Below are 22730 nucleotides of genomic sequence, written 5' to 3'. Positions count from 1 at the left end.
AAGTCCTAAGTAACATTTGCTACCCGCCATTTCAGTTTAATTTCGGGTACAACAGTAGCCATAAAGATTAATCCTCCTCCAATCAAAAGCCGGGAAGAAATGTGTTCGCCCAATATAAAGTGTGCGGCGAAGGCCCCAAAAACGGGTTCGAAAAGGTAAATTATGGATACCCGTTCCGCACTGATGTATTTTTGCGATATGTTGGATATGGTATACATATAAGCTGTGGAGAAAAGCGCACAATAAATGATCCCCATCCAAAAAGTGCTTTCCTGTGGAATCCAGGCTATATTTCCCTGGCTCAAGGATAACAAAAAAGTCAATACACTACAGCTTGCAAACATGGGAACAATCGTCGGGATAATATTCCTGATTTTTGATTCTCTTTCAATCTGAATTAAATATACCGCAAAGAAAAATGCACCTGCAATAGTGTAAAGGTCGCCCGTGCCAATGTTAAAGTTATCCTGAATGGAAATCACCGCTAAGCCGATCAACGCAATAACCACAGCGAGCCATATTTTTAATGGTGCGGCCTTTTTGTAAATAATCAACTTAAAAACAGGAATCATCACTACCGTAATACCGGCTACAAAAGAACACTGCGAAGCAGAGGTATGAGTAATGCCCAGTGTTTGCAAATAAATACCCAGCATTAACGGAACTGCTAGTCCGGCACCGGTTTTGATCTGGTTTACATTTAATGTTTTTACATGTTTCCAGAAAACAATCGATAAAACCATTGTGGCCAACAGAAAACGATAGCACAAAAATAAAGCAGACTGGTTCGGGCCGATAGCAAGTTTGGTAACCGAAAAGGAAATGCCCCAGAAAGCAGTTCCTAATATGAGTAGTACAAGAAAAGTATTTCTTTTATCCATTATGATGATGTTGATTCGCTATCCCTTACCAATACTTTTTTCATCAACAGATCGGTCTGCTCATCGTCTCCCAACCAGAACGTATGTTTGCTAAAAGGCTCAAATCCGTTCTTGGTGTAAAATCCGATGGCCCGGTGATTCTCTTCCCATACACCCAGCCAAACATAAGTAGCCTTTATTTTATGGGCAATTTCAATGGCTTTTTGATAAAGCAACTGACCTACCTTTTGGCCATGGAATTCTTTTTTAACATAAATCCGTTCAATTTCCAGGGCATCCAGATCAAGCTGTTCAGTTTGGGCCTGCTTCAGGTTAATCTTTACATAGCCAATTACATTTGTATCGAGGATGGCAAAATAAATTTGAGAATCTTTATTGCTGAGTTCTTTGGTCAATTTATCTATCGAAAAACTCTCCAGAAGATATTTTTGCATATTTTCTTCACTGTTGAGTTCGGCAAAGGTTTGCCCAAATGTTGTTCTTCCTATTTCCTGAAGTTTGAGTACATCCTGAAGTATTGCCCTTTCGATTGCGATATTTTCCATGGCACGAATGTAATCACTTATTAAATGTATTAAAATGCTATTTATTCATTTATTAATGCATAAATTGCATTAATGGATTTACAACGGATTAAGTATTTTCTGGCCCTTTCAGAGCAGCTGCATTATTGGAAAACAGCAGAAAAGGTAAACATCACCCAATCTGCTTTAAGCCGCCAGATCCAGTCGCTGGAAAGTGAGCTGGGTTTGCAACTGTTCGACCGGAATAAAAGAAATGTAAAACTCACACCCGCTGGTCAGTTTTTAAAAGAGAAATGGGAGGTAGAACTGAGCGAATTGGATTATATCCACCAGTTTGCCAAACAGATCCACTTGGGCGAACGCGGTGCTATCACCATTGCACATCCCGATTCGATATCGGCTTCCATTATGCCCGATATTTTGGTCAAGATCAGTGAGGTATTTCCTCAGCTTCAAATTAAACTCGTGCAGGTGTTATATGAAAATCAGCTCGATTTTCTGAAGAACTATAAGATTGACCTGGCCATTACCAGAGACATTAACAGTGAGGCAGGTATAAAATCCAAGAAATTACATTCCGATCATTTGGCTTTGGTGGTTCCGGAAGAACATCATTTAAAAGTATTCGGTGATTTATCTGCCGAAAGCCTTAAAAAGGAAAAATTCATTTTGCCTACCAAGGATGAGGGAAGTAGTTATAGCGACATTATCCATTCGCTGTTCAGGTCGTACGGCTTTGTCCCGGATGCATTTCTACACTCCGAATTCGGATCAACCATTATTGCACTGGTGAGGAGGGGGCTTGGGATAGCCATCTTACCTGATTCTTACCTGCATCACGAAAGTCCGGGTTTACGGTTTATTTCCCTGCCTTTTAAATCCGATATATTTATCAATTGGCGTGCCGACGACCATAACCCTGTACTGGCCAATATTTTAAATCTCCTGTTTGAGCATTATGGCGAGCATGAAGAAAATGAAAGATAACCCCATATACTATAAATAAAAAAGGCGGTAAAATTTTTCTACCGCCTTTTCGTGAATGTTATATTGCCTTATTTAGCCAATGAATGAAGCTGTTTGCACGGTAGCTTCAGGAGTGTTCAGCTCTGTTTTTAATGCTGAAAAACGATCTAAATCTAATTTTTGTGTTCTGCCCATTACCAGGCTATGGTTTTGTGTTGCACCGCTTAATTTTAGGTCTGAATGATCTTCAATTACAGTATATAAACTTTCTGTATTTGAATTGATTTTGGCAACGGCGTTTCCTGTTAAGAATACCTGAAGATTTTTGACATCCAGTTTGCCTTCTGTTTTTACCACTGCATCATCCGATGCCTGTATACGGTATATGTTTTTTACATAAACGGTAATTTTAGCCGGGCTTTGATCTTCCGAACTGATTTTTAAGCCAGAACCATCTTGCATCACTTTTACCTTGCCGGTATTGTCGTCGTTGTAACGCACACCTTCCGTTCCGTTCTGGATTAGGGTAACTTCTACATTTCCACTTACCATTACTTTGGTGATACCTTTAGGTGCAGAGATTTTAACAGGTTGTTTTTCGTTTGCAACTACATGTGTAGCGAAGATAGAAGAAGTTAAAACGATTGCTGCGAATACAGATGTTGCCAGGGTTTTGATTGAGGTTTTCATAATACTGTTGTTTATATTTTTATATAATGTTTTTGTGATTGTTTTGATAATGAGACGCAGGTAAAGCCAAAACGTTGCAGTGGTTATTCCTGCTTTATACCAACAGTGCTTAATTCTCGACCAACGGGTTTTATAAATCGGCCAAAAACCGTTCATTTTAACTGTTGATCATCTATTTATCCTCTGTTGGATATTTGACTATGTTTCCTGCAGTATCCCGTGTATTCTAAACCTTATTGCAGCGGTTATCCTTTTGTTGCAGGGCCAATCATTATCTACTTACGATCGCAAAAAGACAGGAGCGGAAAGAAGGACCGGCCTGACCGAAAAGCAATGAACCTGCTTTACAAAAAGGCACTGTACATTTTTTAAAATATTCATTTTTAGGAGCGCAATGACTGTGCAACTATTTGGGTTTGTTCCCGTGCTTCGCTGTATCCCTCGCTACGCTTCGGGGATGCCGCTGCGCCCGGGGCTAGATACGGGCATTTCTGCAAGGAATCTGATGTTGTAGTTGCCAATTTGTTCTTTTATAGTTATTTCGCGATGTTTTCTTGCAGGGTCTATTGTTCCCTAAACCTTATTGCAGCGGTTATCCTTTTTGTTGCAGGGCCAATCATTATCTACTTACGATCGCAAAAGATAAGAGCGGAAAAAAGGACTGGCCTGACCGAAAAGCAATGAACTTGCTTTACAAAAAGGCACTGTACATTTTTTAAATTATTCATTTTTAGGAGCGCAATGACTGTGCAACTATTTGGGTTTGTTCCCGTGCTTCGCTGTATCCCTCGCTGCGCTTCGGGGATGCCGCTGCGCCCGGGGCTAGGTACGGGCATTTCTGCAAGGAATCCGATGCATAGTTGCCAATTTGTTCTTTTATAGTTATTTCGCGATGTTTTCTTGCAGGGTCTATTGTTCCCTAAACCTTATTGCAGCGGTTATCCTTTTTGTTGCAGGTCCAATCATTATCTACTTACGAACGCAAAAAGATAGGAGCGGAAAGAAGGACTGCCGCAACCGAAGAGGCTACACCTGCTTTGCAAAGAAAAAGAAGATCTTGTAGATTTGCTTTTAAAATAATGAATCATTTAGTGATCTCCTCCGGCCACTACAACTGGTTTTGTTTTATCTCTTTTGGCTACCAATATCAATAGCGGGATTACGATCACAAAAAAAAGTCCGATTAAGAAATAACCGTCGAGATAACTTGCAAAAGATGACTGTTTAACCACTACTTTTTCCATTAACATCATGGCCTGTTGTTTCGAGTCGTTCCAGGTGTGGCCTTTCTGGTGGAATGCATTGGTGTAGGCATTTATCCGGCTAACAGCGGCCTCATTATAGGGATTGATATTTGAGATCAGATCGGTACGGTGTGCGGCCACCCGTCTGGCGATATAGGTATTGATGATCGATATTCCGAACGATCCGCCAAGCTGTCGCATCATATTATTGAAAGCTGTGCCTTGAGGGATATCCTTAGCCTCGAGAGAAGAAACGGCAAGTGTACCCAGGGGGACGGTTAACAGTGCCATACCCAAGGCCCTGAAAATCAAATTCCCGGTGATGGATGCTGCGCTCGAATCGAGATTTATACCAAACATGGAATAATTGAAATAGATAAAGGATAAAAAACCGAAAAAGATAATAAGTGCAGGCGAAACGCCTTTTTGAAGTAATTTGCCTGATACAACAAGCGCCAGAACAGCCAGTATCGAGCCAGGCAATAACATCAGTCCGGTTTGTGTGGGTGTAAAACCAAGTATGCGCTGGGCAACCACAGGGGTAAGGTATATGGAGGTATACATTCCGATGCCGGTGATAAAGGTAAGAATTGCTGCAACGCTTAATGACCTGCTTTTCAGAATCCGAAGATTTACAACCGGATTATCTACCTTTAATTCCCATAAGATAAAACTGGTGAGGCTGATTATGGCTAAAACCGTTAAAAATATAATATAACCTGCATCAAACCAATCATCAGTTTCGCCACGCTCCAGTACCGTTTGTAAGGCGCCAACGCCAATGGCCAGCAATGCAATGCCCGGCCAGTCGATTTTTCGCTTGGCAGAACTTATGGCAGGCTCCATCAATAAAAAATAACAGGATACAGCCGCCGCGATACCCAAAGGGATGTTGATGTAAAAAATCCATGGCCACGAAAAATTTTCGGTAATAAAACCACCTAGCGTAGGACCAATGGTAGGGCCAATAAAAATTCCTATGCCGAACAAGGCTGCAGCGGTGGCTTGTTTTTCTTTTGGAAAAAGCTCATAAACCACTACTGCCGAAACCGAAAGCAAGGCCCCTCCGCCCAATCCCTGAAAAAACCTGAAACCCACCAGCTCCCAGATATTGGTGGCATTTCCACACATAAAAGAACAAAAAGTAAAGAGGATAATGGATCCGATATAATAATTTCGCCTGCCCAGATTGGTTGTCAGAAAACTCGTCATTGGTATAATAATGACGTTGGCGATGGCATAGGAGGTAATCACCCAGGAGGTATCTTCGAGCGTAGCACCGAGGTTTCCGCTCATGTAGTTCAAGGCAACATTTACAATTGAGGTATCGATAAGCTCCATGATCGCAGCTGCGATTACTGTGATCAGCAACATGATCCGTTTTAATCCGTTCATCTTTTATTGGTTTTTTATACCGATCGGTATTTTTTAATTTAAATTTTTTTGTTCTTTTATTTCATCAAAAAATGGATTGTGGTAGTCACACCAAATCCGTCTTTTATGGTCTGAAATCCTCTTTCTTATTATTATTCGTCTTTGTTCTGCAGGGCAAAATGCCGGGTTGATTTATCAATGATAGAATTTACGTTGCGAATATACCGATTGGTATTTATTTGTGGCCTGGCCTGGATAAATATTACCGTTACATGGCAGAAATTAAGATAGAAGAGATTTTTCTACTGGGAAGGTAAAAGATCTTTTGTTTTTTGCTATTGAGATATATTAATCTTTTGCGTTCTGACACAAAGCCGGTTAATTGTATTATTTTTGTTGCACATGAATTGATCGTCTATCCATTCACTGTAAATAGGTCTGTTTAACGTGTGATGACTTTAAACGGAAAGAGGGCGAACATGATCAATGTTCGCCCTCTTTTATGATTCTTATAGGATGTATAATAAACAGTATTATTGTTTGTTGAGCTTTTCCTTTAAGGCTTTAATTTCCAATTCTAAGGTTGTAATGTATTGTTTTTGAGGTTCAAATAACTCCTGTATTTCCGCTACACTGTATTTAGGGGTGATGTGCTGCGGACAGTTCCAATCGTACGCCTTGATATGAAAAACCAGCATCCGTTCGGGTTTAAACTTATAATCTTCGGGTTTAAGGAAATCATACAGATTATTATGATTTTCATCAATTTCGACGATCTCTGCCTCTGCATAAATTTTTAACCTTGCCCGTAGTGGGTAGGAGAGCAAAATAAGTGAAACCTTTGGGTTTTCTGAGATATTGCCAGTGGAAATATACTGACGGTTGCCGATAAAATCGACGATGCCAATGGTGGCTTTGTCGATTACTTTGATAAAGCCTTTCGGTCCACCACGGTGCTGGATATAAGGATATCCGTTTTCACCAAAAGATGCAATGTAAAAACTATCGAGATGGGCAATAAACTCTGTTCTGAATCCGTTAGGCCATCAACATGGCTCATCTTTTCCATCCTTTCATAACTGAGCCTGCTGCCCAATCTTTCCTGCAGTTTTTTAATGGCATCCGTAAATGCCAGTTCTGAATAATTCATCTTAATTGGTATTGATTTATTAATTAAAGAGACTGGATCTGTCTGATCATTTGATTTGTAAAACCCCACTCATTATCATACCAGGCCATTACTTTAACCAGATCGCCATCTACTACACGGGTCATTTCCAGGTCTACAATCGCAGCAAAAGGGCTTTTGATAATATCTGTTGAAACCAGGGGTTCGTTACTGGTACTGATTACACTTTGATATCTTTCTGTAGCGGCTTCTTCGCTTAAAATGGTATTGATTTCTTCTATAGTAGTTGGCCGTTCGGAAATAAATGTAATATCAGAAATTGAACCTATAGCTACGGGCACACGGATGGCCACGCCATCAAATTTACCTAAATATTGTGGTAGCGCTTTGGTGGTGGCAATGGCTGCACCAGTTGCAGCAGGGGCAAGGTTCATTCCGGCTGCCCTACCCATTCTTGGTTCTTTTTTAGAAGGTGCATCTACCAGGCTCTGCGAGGCGGTATAGGCATGAGTAGTATTTAATATGGCCTTTTTTATGCCTATCCTTCGCCCAATAATTTCTATAATTGGACTAATGTTATTGGTTGTACAACTGGCGCAAGAGAATATATTCACTTTACCGTCTGCTGTATTTACCCCATGTACTACAGTTGGCGTATCTTTGGTCGGTCCCGAAATGACGACAAACCTGGCACCTGCAGCAATGTGTTTTTCTGCATCTGCTTTATTGGTGAATACTCCGGTACTTTCTATAAGCACATCTACATTCAACGCTTTCCAGGGTAAATCATTTATTTCTTTAAACGAAGTATACTTGATCGCTTGGCCGTTAATATAAATAAAGTTGTCTTTATGGCTGACTTCTTTTTCGTAAGTTCCATAAATGCTATCATGTTTCAAAAGATACACTGCATTTTCGATGCTCATTAAATCGTTTATGCCAACCGGCTGTAAATCTTTAGTTTCTAAAATTACTTTTAGTGCTGCTCTGCCTATTCTGCCCAATCCATTAATTGCTATATTTTTCATTTTCTGATTTTTTTATTTAAACACTATTTTCTTTTTGACAGGACAAATTTGCAAAGAAAGATAAGGCTGTTGATAGGCAGCTTTTCCCGAAGAGTTGGCATTTTTTCCTTTAGGTTAAAAAAGGATCAAATGAGTTTGCAAGTGGGAAAAAAGGGCCTGGCAATGCCCTTAATGAAAACTTTAAACGAGAGGAAAAGGAAGGTTAATTTTGAAGCAAGGCACTTTTTTCGCGGAATTGTACCGGAGATATTCCTTCTTTATTTTTAAAAAACCGGCTAAAGGTTTGGATATCTTCATAACCCAATTTATAAGCGATTTCTTTAATCGAAAGGTTGGTGTAATGTATCTGTAGCCGCGCATGCGCCATGATCCTATCGTGGATAATGTTTAAGGGCGCACGCTGAGATACCATAGAGAATAAATTGGAAAGGGTTTTGGGCGATTTATTCAGCTTCGAAGCATAAAAGGCAACATCATGGTGTTTAGCAAAATGACTTTCTACCAGGTAATTGAATTCTCTGATCATATCAGCCTGACTGTTTTCCAACTTATTTAGATTGGTCGATTTTCTTAAAATCCTTACGGATAGGATCAGCATCCGTTTAAGCATCGACTGTAACATATCTTTTTGAAGAATATCATCCTGGCTCATCTCTCTCATGAAAATGTCCCATGAGATTTCGAAATCCCTAACAAACTGTTCCTCAACTGTAACAACAGGTACACCTGTTGCCCCAAAAAATAGAAGCCCCTTACTTCCAACTTCATTATCATGGTTAATGATGCAAAAAAATGGTTGATTAAAACGCACCATTCTTGCCGTATCAATATCAATCGCATCAATTTTATGAAACTCTGTCAGAAAAATAATTTCATTTCTCGAAAGGTGGTACGGAACTTTATCAACCGTGATGTTTAAATCATCACCTGTATTCCAAATAAAGGTCATATCTGTTTCCCGGACATTGAAAACGCTGTTTTGGTTTTCTTTGTTCAGTTCCGTCACACATAGAAACTCATTTGAATTATTTTTAAAAACCATGGCTGTAAAACGATCTGTTTCCAAATATAACTTTGTTTTAAGTCTCAAGCAAGAGGCTTATTTGAGATAGGCTTAATTCCTCTCCATGCGTGTATATCTGCAGTTATTCTCAAAGAAAACGAAGAATATAGCCTTTAAGGCACAAATGGTACTATTCAACTGAGTTGTGGTACTTTTTGCTGTAAATTTTCAAATAAATTTTATTTCATCATAGGTTGCGTAATTTTAGGTAAAGTTGAAAGCAAAAAGACATGGAAAAGAAATTTCCTTTACCACCATTTACCCGCGAAACCGCGATAGAGAAAGTACAATTGGCAGAAGATGCCTGGAACAGCCAGGACCCGGTTAGGGTTTCGCTTGCTTATACTAAAAATACGGAGTGGCGCAACAGATCCACGTTTATTAATGGGAGGGAAGCCGTTGTTGAATTTCTTTCCGGAAAATGGGAAAAAGAATTACAGTATAAACTTAAAAAAGAGCTTTGGGCTTTTACCGGTAACCGCATTGCTGTTAGATTTGAGTACGAATACTGCGATGTTAACGCACAATGGTACCGTGCCTATGGTAATGAAAATTGGGAATTTGACGAAAACGGTCTGATGCAAAAAAGATTTGCAAGTATCAATGATCTCCCAATACAAGAAGATGAACGTAGATTATAAAATAGATAAGGCAAAATCGCAACAGTTAAATTATTAACTAGCCCATAAATAATACCATTAATAAGTTGATTGATACAATGAAAAATCTCAATTGGCTATTTACCTTTGATAAAGGAATTTTTTTATGGAAAAGCACATCAACAATCAATTTTCAGATTTAAAATTAAGTCATGAAAAACATACCGTATCTCAGTGGAGTGGTTTTGTGCATTCAAAATGCCCGAGGTGCAGGATGGGATCGGTTTTTACCGGTGCGGTTTATGGACTGAAAATTCAAAAGATGAACGAGGTATGTAAGGTATGTGCGTTAAAATTCGAACGCGAACCCGGATACTTTTATGTGGCCATGTTTGTAAGCTATGCCATGAATGTAGCGGAAATTATTTCGATTAGTGTAGCCGCTTATGTTTTTGGTCTTGATATTGTTTATGAAAATCTTTGGTATTTCGTAGTTGTGATATTCGCTGGTGTAGCCTTACTTTCGCCTTTTAATTACAGGTATTCCAGAATGGTTTTGTTGTACTGGCTCTCTCCGGGATTACATTACGATCCCTCCCGGATAGGCGAAAATACAAATGGAAATTAATTTCTATTGGGGAGCTTTCTTAAATTGATTAGATTCGCAATCATTAATATTGCGAATGAAAGAAGTTATCCCCATTCTAGATTCTTGTACAATAACCGACAACCAACGTGGTGATATTTTAGTCGATCGGTTAAAGCACTATCTGGATACACACAAAAACCTCATTTTTCCTCATCGGCATACGTTTTATCATTTTGTGGTTTTTACCTCTGGTGCTGGTAGGCATTCTATCGATTTTAATAAATATGAGGTAACTCCATGGCAGATTTATTTTATGTCGCCCGGGCAGGTGCACACCTGGGATTTTAACGATGATGTGGATGGCTATATTGTTAATTTTGAAAAGGATTTTTTCCAGTCATTTTTGCTAAAACCAGATTATCTGGAAAGTTTCCCCTTTTTTTCAGGTACCCATCATTCAAATGTTAAAGCCATACCCCGTGAAGTTAGGGCAGATTTAGAGATCATTTGTAAACAATTGTACAACCAGGTTAATACAGTACAAAATAAAAATATCGATTTTCAAAAAGTGCTGTTACTATCCCTTCTCCTATTGGTAGAGCAGCATATGGCCGTTACGCAGCTGCCGCAGTTCCAAACACACAATATGTTGGTGTTGCGCAATTTTCAAAAGCTGGTAGAGGAAAATTATCTCTTGAAACGAATGCCCAAGGATTATGCGGAAATGCTGTTTATCACACCTAATCACTTAAATGCCATTTGTAAGGAACTTATTGGGGCGCAGGCAGGGGAGGTGATCCGGGAGCGGATTTTACTCGAAGCCAAACGCCTGTTAGTGAGTGGCGAGGTCAATATTTCCCAAATTGCAAACGAGTTAAATTTTAACGACAATTCCTATTTCACCAAGTTTTTTAAAAAATATTCAGGTTTGACCCCTGAGCAATTTAAAAGAGATTACGCAATGTAAGCGTATATTCATTAAACTGATCAATCACTTTTATCAGCTTATTTTATAATTAAAATCGTTTTTTTCTTATGCAAGCGGAAATAATATTGGATTCCGATATTTTTTTTCAGGATTTCGATATCAACTACTCTTCCCTCGTTACCAAGATGATCTTCTATCTGGTCGCCTATTTTGATGGCGTTAAGTATTTGGCTGGAGCTATGTCTGGTGATCTGCATGTACGCAAATTAACAGCCTGCTATTAACAGGCTGTTAAGCTGATATAAAAGAATTTAAATTTATATGGGGATGAGAAATTATTATAGCTCATTTTCAATGCTTTGGTAAATTGGGTTTGTAGATATGGCCTAGGTTTTTATTTTTGCAGGCATGGTTGTTACGGTACTGGCGATTCTGGAGACTGATTTTGTTCCGGATAAAGCGCTTTCGAAGTTAATGAATGAACGTTTACAGCGTGCTGCAGAAGAGTTGCGTGATCAACATCTGGCGTTTCTTTCAGATGTTGGGGAGCGTAATGCCGATGTCATCATCTATATCAGTTACAATCCAAAATATAAAATCCGTTTCCGTGTCGTTAATGACGTGCCCGCTAAAATCGAAGAGCAGGTAATCGAAATCTGTGGAACATTGGGTTACTTACACTGGCGGACAGGCGTATTAAATGTGGTCAGAAATCTAGGGATTGCTTCAGCCGATGATGAAGCTTAACTACTCTTTTGTAGTAGCATAAAAACAACATTAAATTTCGCGATTACCTTCTTGAGGGATATTTCTGCCAATGGTGAGGTATGGTCTTCGCGTATCGTAAAAGAATACAACAATGCACATGGCATTGAAAACGATTCTATTTTGTATTTTTATATTAATGGATAACATGAAGACCTTTTCTCTTGCAAGGCACAGCCGGCTTTTCTCAGTGCCGGATCATAACAGGGAGTATCTTTTCATTGGTTCGGGCGATCATCCTTACCATGAAGAACCTTACAGGGCCGAAAGTTATGCCATTGCCTATATTAAAGAAGGGGGCGTAAGGCTTAATGTTGGGCTAAGCTCATGGGATGTTGATGCACCAGCGATTATTACGCTAGGACCATCTGTTATCCGGTATTTTAGCAAACGCAGCGACCTTCTGAAAATGGATGTAATATTTTTTAAGGATACCTTTTTATTGGAACGTTATGCCGATCTGTTTTTCCTGTTTAAGTATAATTTTTTCGAAAATAGCGAACTTATTGTTTTACCGCTCAAAGATGCCCATTTTATCAAAATCAACAAAATATACGAACTCATTCAATTAACTCAGGATTCAGGTGGTTTTCATCAGGAAGAACTGATCAGGAGTTATATTTTTGCACTGGTTTATGAAATTGATGCTTATTACCGTCAGCACATTCCCGATACGGCTTCTGCGTTAAAAGGCAATCTGCTTTTTAAAAAATTCAGGCAGCTGTTGGCCAAAAACTACATGTACGAACGTAAACTCGATTTTTATGCCAATCAGCTTTTTTTATTGCCCAAATCACTTTCAGCAGCTATAAAAAAACAGACCGGCAAATCTGCAGGAAAATGGATCGATGATGCAGTGATGCTCGAAGCCAAGGTTTTACTTCAGAACAAAACACTTACAGTATCACAGATCAGCAGCATGTTAAACTTTTCTGAGCAATCTGTTTTTGGTAAGTTTTTCAAGGCCAATTCCGGTATATCGCCCCTCGAGTACCGCAAACAGTTTAATTAAAAACTCTTTTCAGTGTAATACGCCATTTCGACTAATATTAGCGCAATATAATCGACTATAGGGCCATATTTTACAGGATTTTTGTCTAATCAAAAGACAATAAGCCATGTATCAATATGCTTGTAACGGCAAAGGTCCGTTTTTAATAATTTTACTTTTATTGCTCAATATTTTTTTATCAAAGCCAATCAGGGTAAGCGCTCAGGTATTAGCTGGGGCGAACTATAAGGTTAGCCTTGCCGAGGCCATACAATTTGCCAAAAGTCAGAATAAATGGCTAATGGCCGCCAATATCGGGCAAGATGCCAGTGCCGAAGACAGTAAGGATGCTTATCGCAATGCCTTGCCAACGGTTAATGCGAACGCTTCTTATCAGCGTTTCTCAGGGCTAACGCTTTTTACTGAAGGCCTTAATCATGCTACTACTGGGCCGAGAAAACCAGGTTCGAACAGTGCTGCTTTAGGTATTGATGCGTTGTTCAATATTTACAGCGGAGGCAAGCAACGGGCATTTGAAAGCGAGGCCGATTTGCGGTTAAGCCTAGCCAAACTGAATACACGGGAACAGGCAGGGAATATTGCTTTACAAACGGCCAATCAATATCTTGAATTGTTAAGGCTATACGATCTGCGAAAATTTATCGCTGAGCAGCTTAAAAGAGCACAAACGCGGTTAAAGAATATCAATTCGCTTTATAAAAATCAGAAGGTAACCAGGAGTGATGTGTTACGCGCAGAAGTAGCCTTATCAAATGTAGCCCTTTCGCTTGAGCAGAATGAAAATGATATTTCGATAGCCAACCAAAAACTAGATGTTCTAATGAATGTACCCGATTCGGTAATGATCATCCCTGCCGATTCTGCTGGCATGCGCAAACCGGATATTGCCTCGCTATTACCCCTTGTTGGCCTGGGAGATGTTTCTTCCTACCCGGTACAGAAAGTTACCGAAAACATGGAACTGCAAGCAACGAAACTAAAAGGAATACAAAGTAGCAATTTACCCAGCTTTGGTTTGTACGCAGGCTATGGCTTAAATTATCCCAATTACCTTTTCTTTCCACCTGTTGACCAGGCATATTCCATTGGTTTTGTGGGTTTCAAGGTACAGTATAGCATTTCTTCCATATACCACAACAAAAGCAAACTTACTGCAAGTAAATTACGGGTAAAAGAACTTGAAATACAGAAAGAAGCCTCCCGTGATGACGCACGGATTTTGTTAAAATCTTACGCCATCAGATATGCAGAAGCCCTTAAGCGGATATCAGTTAATGAACATTCTGTACTGCAGGCCCAAGTAAATTACAAGATCGTAAATACCAAATACTTGAACCAGTTATCTCTGCTGACTGATCTGCTTGATGCCGATAATCTCTATCAAGAATCGAGATTTAATCTGGTAAAGGCACAAACTGATGCCCTGGCCATCTATTACCATGTCCTTTACAGCAGTGGCAATTTATAATAAAAAATAAAAATGAAAAAAGAGAATCATAAAATACATCCGGGAAACGTCGTGATCACGGTTGCGGGAATAGTACTGGTACTTGTTGGTATAGTATATTTTTATCAATACTGGAAATATAGTAATGCTTATGCAGAAACAAACGATGCACAGGTAGAATCGTACATCAATCCGGTTTCGGCCAGGGCTGGAGGTTATATACAGGAAGTGCGTTTTAACGAACATCAGATCGTAAAACAGGGCGATACCTTGGTGGTGTTAGACGACAGGGAGTACCGTGCACAGCTTCAGGCTGCTGAAGCTGCGATGGATGATGCCCGGGCACAGCTTACCGTGCTTAGCGCAGGTATCAGTTCGGCCAAAACAGGTACGCGGGTTAATAAGGATCAGATTAATGGTGCAAAGGCGCGATATGTACAGCAGCAGCAAGACATTGAGCGCTATAGCAATCTGGTAAAGGAAGAGGCAGCAACGGGTGCCGATCTCGAACAGGTAAAAGCACGTTATGATGTAGCGGCGAGCGATTATAGCGGCGCACAAAACGGACTTAAAACCAGTGAATCCCGGATTATAGAACTAAAAAGCCATTTCGCCATTCTGCAGGCCGATATCAAAAGAAAACAAGCCGCATTAGAGCTGGCTAGGTTAAACCTATCATATACTGTTATCCGTGCACCCTATAGCGGCAGACTCGGACGCAAAAATATTATGGAAGGCCAGCAGATACAAAGTGGGCAGCCATTGGTAAGCATTATAAATGAAAAAGAGAAGTGGATTACGGCGAATTATAAAGAAACACAGGTGAGCGGAATGTATGTAGGGCAGCCTGTAGAAATCAGGGTGGATGCAATAGATGGAAAAGTATTTAAAGGCAAGATTATCGCTATTGCGGGCTCAACAGGTTCGCGTTTCTCGCTTTTGCCACCTGATAATTCGACAGGAAATTTTGTGAAGATCATTCAACGGATTCCGGTAAAAATAAGCTTTGATAAGGGAGAAGAGCGAAACGTACTTGCAGGTATGAGTGTAACTGTTGCAGTTAAAAAACAGGCGAAATCATGAAGCCGGTTTATTTTAAAGATTGGATAACTGGCTGGCACTGGGGCATACGTATTGCACTTTTCCTATTATTGCTATCTTCGTTATCGCAACTGGGTATGTTCGTACTTACCCAGAACTATATGGTTGGCTATCTTGGTGCCCAGCCCGAGGATATTTCGTTTGCAGTAATGGCAACCTATGCAGGCATCATTACCGTTATCCCCCTCCAGTTCCGTTTTTTTAGATATTTCCAGGCAAGGAGCTATTTGATATTGAGTTTGCTATTGGCGATATGCTTAAACGCGCTTTGTATTTATTGTAGGGATATCAACCTGTTTTTGGTGATCAGATTTTTTCAAGGGATTTTAACAGGCAATGTGTTGGTATTTACACTGCTCCTGATATTTACAAGGTTGCCGGCCGAAAAGGTAAAGACCATTGCCCCTGCGGTATTTTATGGGACCATATTGAGCAATACTGTGCTTATCGGTTTGGTTGCGGGTATAGTGGTCGAATCATCCGATTGGAAGGTAAGCTATGATTACCTGATCATGTTTCAATTGTTAATGGTGCTGATCATTCTGCTCATGTTGAAGCAGTCATCAGGTCATAAAGCTTACCCGCTTTACCAGATTGATTGGAGTGGAATGGTGATTTTTGCCTTTACAGCACTGGCGTCAGCCTATACTATCATCTATGGATCGAAATATTATTGGTTCGCTGATAAACGCATATGTTACAGCACCCTCGCCACGATAACCGGAGCGCTAATGTTTCTGTACAGGCAGCACATTGTTAAAAGGCCCGTGGTACACCTTAAGGCGTTTAAATTGCGCAGTTTTGTAATAGGCATTTGCCTTTTGGCCATTTATTATGGAAGTAAGGATAGTATTAACCTAATTTACAATTATGCAACAGGTATCCTGAAATGGAGCACACTGGAGGTAATCGAATTGGGGCTCTGCAATATTGTAGCAATGGTTGGAATGCTGGTGATTTCAATTCAATTGCTGCTTGCGAAAAGAGTCAGACTAAAAATGCTTTTTATAACTGGATTTGGCCTCATGGGTGCGGTTAACATGTGGATGTCTTTTTTGCTCACCCCCGATCTTTCTTTTGCAGATCTCCTGGCTCCCATATTTATTCAGGGAGCAGCTTCAGGTTTGTTATTTGTTCCCCTGATGATATATGTATTATCTTCAGCACCAGCTGATACCGGTGCAACAGGATTGGTACTCGCGGCCTGTACGCGGTTTACCGCAACTTTAAATTCTTTTGCAGGCTTTTATAACCTGCAACTCTATCTTAGCCAAAGGTTTAAGGAAAGATTTCTAGGTTATTTAAGCCCTGAAAGCCAAAATATGGCCGAAAGGCTGAGTTTCTACCGGGGATTATATATCACTAAGGGTTTTACAGCCGATCAGGCCTCGGCACTGGCAAATGCTGCCATTTGGCAAAACCTGAATCAACAGAGTCAATTGCTCGGCAACCGAGACATATTTATGCTGTTTGGCATGGTATTAATCGGCATCGCCTTGCTTATTATCTTTATTCCATCAATAGGTAAAAGCTATCACTGGGGTAAGAAGAGATTCACCATCAACAACCTAAACTATCGTTCAAATCTAAAAACTTTAAAATAATTAAATAAAATGGAAAATCCAGCGCAGCAAACAGAAAAATCAATAGAAAAGATGACCAGTATTCAAAATAATGATGAGCTTAATACTAAAGGGCAGGAGTTCAAGAAATCAACACCCATACCTGATTACTTAAACGAGATATTTTCTAAGGAAGGACCAATAAATTTATTGTATAAGACCATCAATGAAAAGTCTCAATCGCCTTGTGAAGGCTATGCTAACATTAATATATTGCAATAAAAAAGCTTAGTTGGAAGTATGCATCGGGGCTATCGCCAATGAGAAATGGTAAGAGAAACTCAGGAGCGCTAAGGTGTTAGGGGTTTAAAAATATAAACTTCAGATTTAATCGAAAGCCTTAGACACCTAGAAACACCCAGGTGGTTAAATATCTCCTTTATCAGCTAACTTGCCCATGCTTTTACCATAAGAAATATAAGACATGTCATTTAAAATGACCTTATATTTCTTAAATGGTAAAGCGATTTCAGTCTCGTGGATTGTTTTAGGCAATATGGATAAAGAGGGAAATTTGGATCGTCAGAACATAGCTGAATATAATTCGCTATAATGTTTCACAAGATCGTTAAGTGTAAACCCCCTGTTTAAGCCACTGGGATTAGGCAATATCCAAACAGAGGCACCACAGAATTTTTCTTCCTGATGGCCCCAGGTTAAATGTTTATTCCCTGAAAAAGCCATGTAGGCTGCTTTGCCTAGAAATGCAATATATTTTGGCTGATAGTGAATCATTTTTTTCTTAAAGGCTTCGATGGAAGCCGCAAATTCCTCTTTAGAAAGTTCGTCAGCACGTATGGTTGCCCTATCTACCGCGGTAGTTAGTCCATAACCAAAATCGAGAATACTTGTATCGTTCATCCCATCAATTTGGTAGGGTGTAAAGCCGGCCAGATGAAGTGTTTTCCAGAACCGGTTGCTGCGGCCCGAAAAATGATGTCCGTCCCATGCCGATTTTAGTCCTGGGTTAATTCTACAGAAAATTATTTTAAGGTCTTTGTCAATAATATCAGTTAGCATAAATGGTGGGGCTAATTAGCCATTACTCTTTTTATTATCGGATCTGGTTATTAATATCGATTATTTTGCAGGATCAGCATAAACATTTATCACTAATGTGCATCACGGAATCAGCACTACCCAATTACTCCTCCAGGCAGGCGGGTGAAAGCCTTCAGCAAAATATTGTATTTCATGTACTACTTTTCCATCAACAAATTCCATAATGCTTACGGTATAGGCAGACTGCTCCCGGTAATCAATGCTATATTCTGTGATCCAGAGGTTGCCATTTCCAGTGATCCGCTTAATCTCGAAGCCCGAAGGTTTATCAGGATGGTGACTCCTTAAAGCCTGTAAATTACGCCGTCCAATAATCCGTTCACCCGATTGCGGATAATCGCAAATCGCATCATCATCATAAATCTCATGTTCTGCATCAAAATCACCGATTGCCGAAGCATGCCAGTGTGCCATAAGGGCTTCACGTATTTTTTCGTCTTTCATCAGCTTAACTTGTTTAACTGCCTTGTGGAATGAAACCTGGCGAACCAGTTTTTACCACGTGATTGTAACGTTGCCTGGTTTTTATCGCATTAATTTCTTCCATCGCATCTTCCGGAAGGGGAGAGATATCGAAATTTTCTTTTACACGTTCAGCTGTTTTTGGTGTGGTAAGTAGTGCTGTACCCCGCTGTACTGCCCAGGCCAGAAGCACTTGAGCTGGTGTTTTCTCTACACGGGAAGCAATCGCATTAATTACCGGGTTTTCTAGCAGACCCGGTCTTATTCCATGACCCAGTGGTGCAAAAGCCAAAAATATAATGCCTTTTTCTTTACAATATTCCAATAATTCTGTTTCAGGCAAATATGGGTGTGCTTCCACCTGTATCACCGCTGGTTTAATCCTCGCTGATTCGTAGATCTCTTTTAATTGTTCTAAATTTATATCCGAAAGACCAATGGCCCTGCATTTACCACCATCTACCAGGTGTTCCATTGCTTTCCAGGTATCGGGCAAACTAATGCTATGGTCGTAAATAAGGTTTCCATCTCCATCCCTGGGATCCTGTTCGTCTCCAGGTTGAAATGCAAATGGCGTATGGATCAGGTATAGATCAATATAAGTAAGCTGCAACCGTTTTAAGCTGGCCTCAAATGCTGCCTCAACACGCTCTGGCCTGTGGTTGGTATTCCACAGTTTAGTGGTTACAAAAATATCTTCGCGTTTAATGCCACTGGCAATTCCATCATGTAAGGCTATGCCAACCTCTGTTTCGTTGCGGTACCGTTCTGCGGCATCAAAATGCCTAAACCCAGCCGCTAAGGCATACTTTGTAGCGCTGATTGTAGTGGCGGCATCCGGTATTAAAGTGCCAAAACCAAGCATTGGCATATTCAATTCGTTATTTCTGGTATTCATTTAATGCTATATTTAATGGTGTTTATATCAGTATTGATTAAGAAATTCAGTTAGATTGACCTTTGCCAAAAGCGTGAAGCTATTAAATTTACGGTTTCTCTTTCACAAAGTGAGTTACAGGCAAGGACAGTTCCTTTGAGAGTGTAATATTGATTTCTTTTTTGAAACCATAACATTCAAATAAGTCCAGATAAGGACTGCCTTCGAAATCACTTATCCAGATCACTTGTTGCATTTTGGATATCGAAAGGCATTTTTCGAATAACGATTTACAGATCAAAGGATCATCATATTTAGCCAATACGCCAAAATCACTTATTCTGGCCAGTGTTTTGCCACCAAAAATCGATGGCCTTATTCCTTTGGAACTTACTTTGGCATAACCAGCAGGCTTATCATCTGCGTAAACAATAAGGTATTGATTAGACAAGCTGTTTAATTCGCCCATTAAGGTGTCTTTATTAAAGTTTGTACTGATATAATCCTCAAGTTCCTGATCTGAAATTTTCTCCTTCAACCGCTCTCTTGTTATTTCACTGCTGATAAAAAATAAGGTATTGATGCCTTCCTCGGTTCCAATCGTGAATTTTGTTATGATGCTAGTTGCCATTTTATTTAATCTGTAAGTCCTTGGCTCTGTTACAGGAATCGCTAAATTCCTTGTTCATGAAGTTGATATCTCTGCGATCCCATTTTCTCATGAATTACTTTACAATCAAATTTCAGGTTAAAAAGCCGCTGAGAGTAGGCGAAATTGCGTTGATATTAGTCGAAATAGCCTTTATATAATGATGTTTGATCTCCACCATGACCTCAAGATGTTTATGACAAATCCATTAGAATTCGACTTAAAATATTCTTTATGTTTGCAACATACTAATTAGTATGTTATGTCGAAGGCAACTGATACCCGTTTGATGATTTTGCAGAAATCTTTTGATCTGATCTACCGCAGAGGTTATCAGGGAACCAGTATCGATGAAATCGTGGCAACTACACAGCTCACCAAGGGTGCTTTCTTTTATCACTTTAAGACGAAAGATGAGATGGGTTTAAGCCTGATCAACGAATTTCTTTACCCGGGTATGTATAACGTATTGATTAAGCCATTAGTGGAAGGCAATGATCCGAAAAAAGATATCTATGAGATGATGGAAAATCTTTTGCTTAAGGATCCCTTTTTTGATGTTGATTACGGCTGTCCTGCAATTAACATGATTGAAGAAATGTCGCCAATGAACGATACGTTTAAAAAAGCATTGTCCAAACTGGTTTTGCACTGGCAGAATGCAATTGTGGCCTCCCTTAATAAGGGACAATCTGCTCGGCTGTTTAAAAGTGCTTTTGTTCCGGAAGAAACCGCCATGCTGATCATTTCGGGATATGGGGGAGTGAGGAACGTGGGCAAGGCTTTGGGTAAAGCAAGTTATAAAACCTATTTGAAAGGCCTTAAAATGTATTTAACCAATCTTTAATATTTTTTTATCCAAAAACATACTAATTAGTATGTTTTAAACTTTTATTTATGCATCAGATTCTTTTAAGTCTACATTCGGTTAACAGGTGGCTCGTGCTCTTATCGCTTCTTTACAGCATTTATATTGCGGGTAGGGGCCGTTGGTTACAAAGGGCATTTACCGCCCATGATAATATGATGAGGCATGTTACGGCTACAATTGCACAGATTCAGCTGCTGCTGGGGTTAAGTCTATATATGATTAGCCCGGTGGTTAAATATGCTTTGCCAACAAACGAATCCCATCAATTACTGAGCGAACATGTATTTTTTAAGTATGTACATATTTGGCTTATGGCCACAGCTGTTGTACTGATCACCATCGGTTCGGCCAAAGCCAAAAGAATGCCAGCCGATAAGGAGAAATTTTCTACCATGCTCATATGGTTTGTCCTTGCGCTGTTGGTTATCATTGTGGCTATTCCATGGCCATTTTCCCCGCTTGCCAACCGTCCGTTTATAAGATCATTTTAAATCCATTCAATTGTTATGTTCAATCTTTTAAAAACCCCTATCGGAAGACTCAGAATCATTGGTTTTCTCGAAGGCATTTCTCTGTTGGTACTTGTATTTGTTGCCGTTCCGCTTAAATACTTTTTAAACCGGCCCGAACTGGTAAAATTCATGGGCCCGATACATGGCCTGCTTTTTTGCCTGTTTGTTTTCATTACGCTCAGTGTTGGCGTTTCCTATAAATGGATATTCTCTAAACTAACATGGAAAGTGCTCGTTGCCTGTGTAATTCCCTTCGGTACTTTTTACGTCGATAGGTATATTTTAATCCCTCAATCCATTATCCATGAAGATGACGGAAAAAGGTTAAACTAAGCGGCTTTTCTGTATGAAATTCAAGAAATACCTCCTCATCATGGCTGTTTTGCTGTGTCCGGTAGTTTATGTATTGTCGTGCCATAACTCAGGTACAAAAAATATTGATAATGTAATCAGTTTCGATAGCAAGTTATCTTTTTACAAGCTTTTTAAGGGAAACATGGCTGGCCTCGAACCCAATAATGGCGTGGAGACCCTGCAGCTTTCTTCTACGCTTTTTACCGATGAGGCAGAAAAACAGCGTTTAATCAAATTGCCCAGAGGCAGGCAGGTGATCTTAAATGGGGAGGGCTTGCCTGTTTTCCCCGAAGGGACGATTATCGCCAAAACTTTTTATTATACACATGTGGTCAATAAAGGCAGGCAGATAATAGAAACGCGTTTACTTATATTACGTCAATCGAAATGGAATGTAGCCACTTTCCGGTGGAATGCGGCGCAAAATGAAGCTTTCCTGGTAACCAAAGGTGCAAGGGTTCCAATCCATTTTACCAACCAAACTGGTAAGCAACTCAAAATCGCCTATCACATCCCTACAAGGGAAGAATGTGGAAGCTGCCACCGGTTAAATGAAACAATCCTTCCAATCGGACCAAAAATCAGAAACCTCAACATCAGGGTTGAAAGGGATGGCAAAAGTATCAACCAGTTGGTTTACCTGATGAAAAAAGGAATTTTTAAAAAGACACCAATCGATGCTTTAACCAGCTTACCCAACTACCATGATCTTTCCTTACCATTGGTACAAAGAGCCAGGGCATATATGGATATCAATTGTGCACATTGCCATCAACCGGGTGGTGTTGCTGGTCATACGACTTTAAATCTTGATTATAAGACGGATTTAGACCATACAGGTATCAGGTTTAATAAAAGCAATATCATTGTAAGAACGGCCGAAATGGGCGAGTACCATATGCCCAAAATCGGTACCACTATTATTGACAGGGATGGGGTAGCGCTGATTAAAAAATACATCAGCGAAATCCCATAGATGTA

General features: G+C 39.8%; 27 protein-coding genes. 14 read left to right on the top strand and 13 right to left on the bottom strand.

Going from position 1 to position 22730, the window contains the following annotated elements; translation table 11 throughout:
* Positions 1-5: 5 nt before the first annotated feature.
* The gene (locus AC04Q1_RS03075) at positions 6-881 is read right to left on the bottom strand and encodes a DMT family transporter (protein WP_478361698.1); all 876 of its coding nucleotides are present in this window, start codon (positions 879-881) and stop codon (positions 6-8) included.
* Positions 881-1426 (bottom strand): GNAT family N-acetyltransferase, encoded by a 546-nt coding sequence (locus AC04Q1_RS03070; protein ID WP_478361696.1) that lies wholly within the window; start codon positions 1424-1426, stop codon positions 881-883. Before AC04Q1_RS03070 ends, AC04Q1_RS03075 begins: the two co-directional genes overlap by 1 nt.
* Positions 1427-1498: 72 nt before the next feature.
* Here AC04Q1_RS03070 and AC04Q1_RS03065 point away from each other — a divergent pair, with 72 nt between their 5' ends.
* Positions 1499-2392 (top strand): LysR family transcriptional regulator, encoded by an 894-nt coding sequence (locus AC04Q1_RS03065; protein ID WP_478361695.1) that lies wholly within the window; start codon positions 1499-1501, stop codon positions 2390-2392.
* 72 nt (positions 2393-2464) lie between these two features.
* Here AC04Q1_RS03065 and AC04Q1_RS03060 read toward each other — a convergent pair whose 3' ends face one another.
* From AC04Q1_RS03060 to AC04Q1_RS03035, 6 genes are all read right to left on the bottom strand, one after another.
* Positions 2465-3061 carry a GIN domain-containing protein gene (locus tag AC04Q1_RS03060; RefSeq protein ID WP_478361693.1) on the bottom strand — a complete coding sequence of 199 codons (597 nt, stop codon included), beginning with the start codon at positions 3059-3061 and terminating at the stop codon, positions 2465-2467.
* A gap of 1088 nt (positions 3062-4149) precedes the next feature.
* Complete coding sequence (locus tag AC04Q1_RS03055; RefSeq protein ID WP_478361691.1) at positions 4150-5700, bottom strand: DHA2 family efflux MFS transporter permease subunit; 1551 nt, start codon at positions 5698-5700, stop codon at positions 4150-4152.
* 512 nt (positions 5701-6212) lie between these two features.
* Positions 6213-6674, bottom strand: a complete 462-nt coding sequence (locus AC04Q1_RS03050; RefSeq protein ID WP_478361885.1) for a pyridoxamine 5'-phosphate oxidase family protein — start codon at positions 6672-6674, stop codon at positions 6213-6215.
* Positions 6602-6829: a hypothetical protein gene (locus AC04Q1_RS03045; protein ID WP_478361690.1), complete on the bottom strand. Its 228-nt coding sequence runs from the start codon at positions 6827-6829 to the stop codon at positions 6602-6604. Before AC04Q1_RS03045 ends, AC04Q1_RS03050 begins: the two co-directional genes overlap by 73 nt.
* A gap of 23 nt (positions 6830-6852) precedes the next feature.
* Positions 6853-7836, bottom strand: a complete 984-nt coding sequence (locus AC04Q1_RS03040; RefSeq protein ID WP_478361689.1) for a type I glyceraldehyde-3-phosphate dehydrogenase — start codon at positions 7834-7836, stop codon at positions 6853-6855.
* 202 nt (positions 7837-8038) lie between these two features.
* Complete coding sequence (locus AC04Q1_RS03035; protein ID WP_478361687.1) at positions 8039-8902, bottom strand: helix-turn-helix domain-containing protein; 864 nt, start codon at positions 8900-8902, stop codon at positions 8039-8041.
* A 227-nt stretch (positions 8903-9129) separates the two neighbouring features.
* On the opposite strand from AC04Q1_RS03035, the gene AC04Q1_RS03030 reads away from it, so the two are divergent.
* From AC04Q1_RS03030 to AC04Q1_RS03020, 3 genes are all read left to right on the top strand, one after another.
* Complete coding sequence (locus tag AC04Q1_RS03030) at positions 9130-9540, top strand: nuclear transport factor 2 family protein (protein ID WP_478361685.1); 411 nt, start codon at positions 9130-9132, stop codon at positions 9538-9540.
* 124 nt (positions 9541-9664) lie between these two features.
* A complete protein-coding gene (locus tag AC04Q1_RS03025) occupies positions 9665-10126 on the top strand; it encodes a DUF983 domain-containing protein (protein WP_478361683.1) in 462 nt (153 codons plus the stop codon).
* Between the two features lie 55 nt (positions 10127-10181).
* Entirely contained in the window at positions 10182-11054 is an 873-nt protein-coding gene (locus AC04Q1_RS03020; protein ID WP_478361681.1) for a helix-turn-helix domain-containing protein, read from the top strand.
* 38 nt (positions 11055-11092) lie between these two features.
* Here the strand turns inward: AC04Q1_RS03020 and AC04Q1_RS03015 are convergent, their stop codons facing one another.
* Complete coding sequence (locus AC04Q1_RS03015) at positions 11093-11272, bottom strand: hypothetical protein (RefSeq protein ID WP_478361680.1); 180 nt, start codon at positions 11270-11272, stop codon at positions 11093-11095.
* Positions 11273-11423: 151 nt separating this feature from the next.
* Between AC04Q1_RS03015 and AC04Q1_RS03010 the strand changes: the two genes are divergently transcribed.
* The 6 genes from AC04Q1_RS03010 (at position 11424) to AC04Q1_RS02985 (ending at position 17184) form a co-directional block, all read left to right on the top strand.
* Entirely contained in the window at positions 11424-11762 is a 339-nt protein-coding gene (locus AC04Q1_RS03010; RefSeq protein ID WP_478361679.1) for a hypothetical protein, read from the top strand.
* 166 nt (positions 11763-11928) lie between these two features.
* Positions 11929-12792: a helix-turn-helix domain-containing protein gene (locus AC04Q1_RS03005; RefSeq protein WP_478361677.1), complete on the top strand. Its 864-nt coding sequence runs from the start codon at positions 11929-11931 to the stop codon at positions 12790-12792.
* Between the two features lie 106 nt (positions 12793-12898).
* Positions 12899-14260 (top strand): TolC family protein, encoded by a 1362-nt coding sequence (locus AC04Q1_RS03000; RefSeq protein ID WP_478361675.1) that lies wholly within the window; start codon positions 12899-12901, stop codon positions 14258-14260.
* A 12-nt stretch (positions 14261-14272) separates the two neighbouring features.
* The gene (locus AC04Q1_RS02995; RefSeq protein ID WP_478361673.1) at positions 14273-15322 is read left to right on the top strand and encodes an HlyD family secretion protein; all 1050 of its coding nucleotides are present in this window, start codon (positions 14273-14275) and stop codon (positions 15320-15322) included.
* Positions 15319-16944, top strand: coding sequence for an MFS transporter (locus tag AC04Q1_RS02990; RefSeq protein ID WP_478361671.1), 1626 nt, complete (start codon positions 15319-15321; stop codon positions 16942-16944). Before AC04Q1_RS02995 ends, AC04Q1_RS02990 begins: the two co-directional genes overlap by 4 nt.
* A 9-nt stretch (positions 16945-16953) precedes the next feature.
* Positions 16954-17184, top strand: a complete 231-nt coding sequence (locus AC04Q1_RS02985; RefSeq protein ID WP_478361669.1) for a hypothetical protein — start codon at positions 16954-16956, stop codon at positions 17182-17184.
* Between the two features lie 300 nt (positions 17185-17484).
* On the opposite strand, the gene mug is transcribed toward AC04Q1_RS02985, so the two are convergent.
* The 4 genes from mug to AC04Q1_RS02965 all read right to left on the bottom strand — a co-directional run bounded on the left by mug (position 17485) and on the right by AC04Q1_RS02965 (position 19994).
* Positions 17485-17982 (bottom strand): G/U mismatch-specific DNA glycosylase, encoded by a 498-nt coding sequence (mug, locus tag AC04Q1_RS02980; RefSeq protein ID WP_478361668.1) that lies wholly within the window; start codon positions 17980-17982, stop codon positions 17485-17487.
* Between the two features lie 102 nt (positions 17983-18084).
* Complete coding sequence (locus AC04Q1_RS02975; protein ID WP_478361667.1) at positions 18085-18468, bottom strand: nuclear transport factor 2 family protein; 384 nt, start codon at positions 18466-18468, stop codon at positions 18085-18087.
* Positions 18469-18481: 13 nt separating this feature from the next.
* Complete coding sequence (locus AC04Q1_RS02970) at positions 18482-19384, bottom strand: aldo/keto reductase (protein WP_478361665.1); 903 nt, start codon at positions 19382-19384, stop codon at positions 18482-18484.
* Positions 19385-19472: 88 nt separating this feature from the next.
* Positions 19473-19994: an N-acetyltransferase gene (locus AC04Q1_RS02965; RefSeq protein ID WP_478361664.1), complete on the bottom strand. Its 522-nt coding sequence runs from the start codon at positions 19992-19994 to the stop codon at positions 19473-19475.
* 280 nt (positions 19995-20274) lie between these two features.
* Here AC04Q1_RS02965 and AC04Q1_RS02960 point away from each other — a divergent pair, with 280 nt between their 5' ends.
* From AC04Q1_RS02960 to AC04Q1_RS02945, 4 genes are read left to right on the top strand one after another with little or no spacing between them, the layout of a single operon-like run.
* A complete protein-coding gene (locus AC04Q1_RS02960; RefSeq protein ID WP_478361662.1) occupies positions 20275-20859 on the top strand; it encodes a TetR/AcrR family transcriptional regulator in 585 nt (194 codons plus the stop codon).
* A 50-nt stretch (positions 20860-20909) separates the two neighbouring features.
* Positions 20910-21374, top strand: coding sequence for a hypothetical protein (locus AC04Q1_RS02955; RefSeq protein ID WP_478361660.1), 465 nt, complete (start codon positions 20910-20912; stop codon positions 21372-21374).
* Between the two features lie 15 nt (positions 21375-21389).
* Complete coding sequence (locus AC04Q1_RS02950; RefSeq protein WP_478361658.1) at positions 21390-21728, top strand: DUF3817 domain-containing protein; 339 nt, start codon at positions 21390-21392, stop codon at positions 21726-21728.
* A gap of 13 nt (positions 21729-21741) precedes the next feature.
* Positions 21742-22725, top strand: a complete 984-nt coding sequence (locus AC04Q1_RS02945; protein ID WP_478361656.1) for a hypothetical protein — start codon at positions 21742-21744, stop codon at positions 22723-22725.
* The last annotated feature ends 5 nt before the right edge of the window (positions 22726-22730 follow it).

It is taken from the genome of Pedobacter humicola, from assembly GCF_056490705.1.
This window is presented reverse-complemented; position numbering and strand designations above follow the sequence as displayed.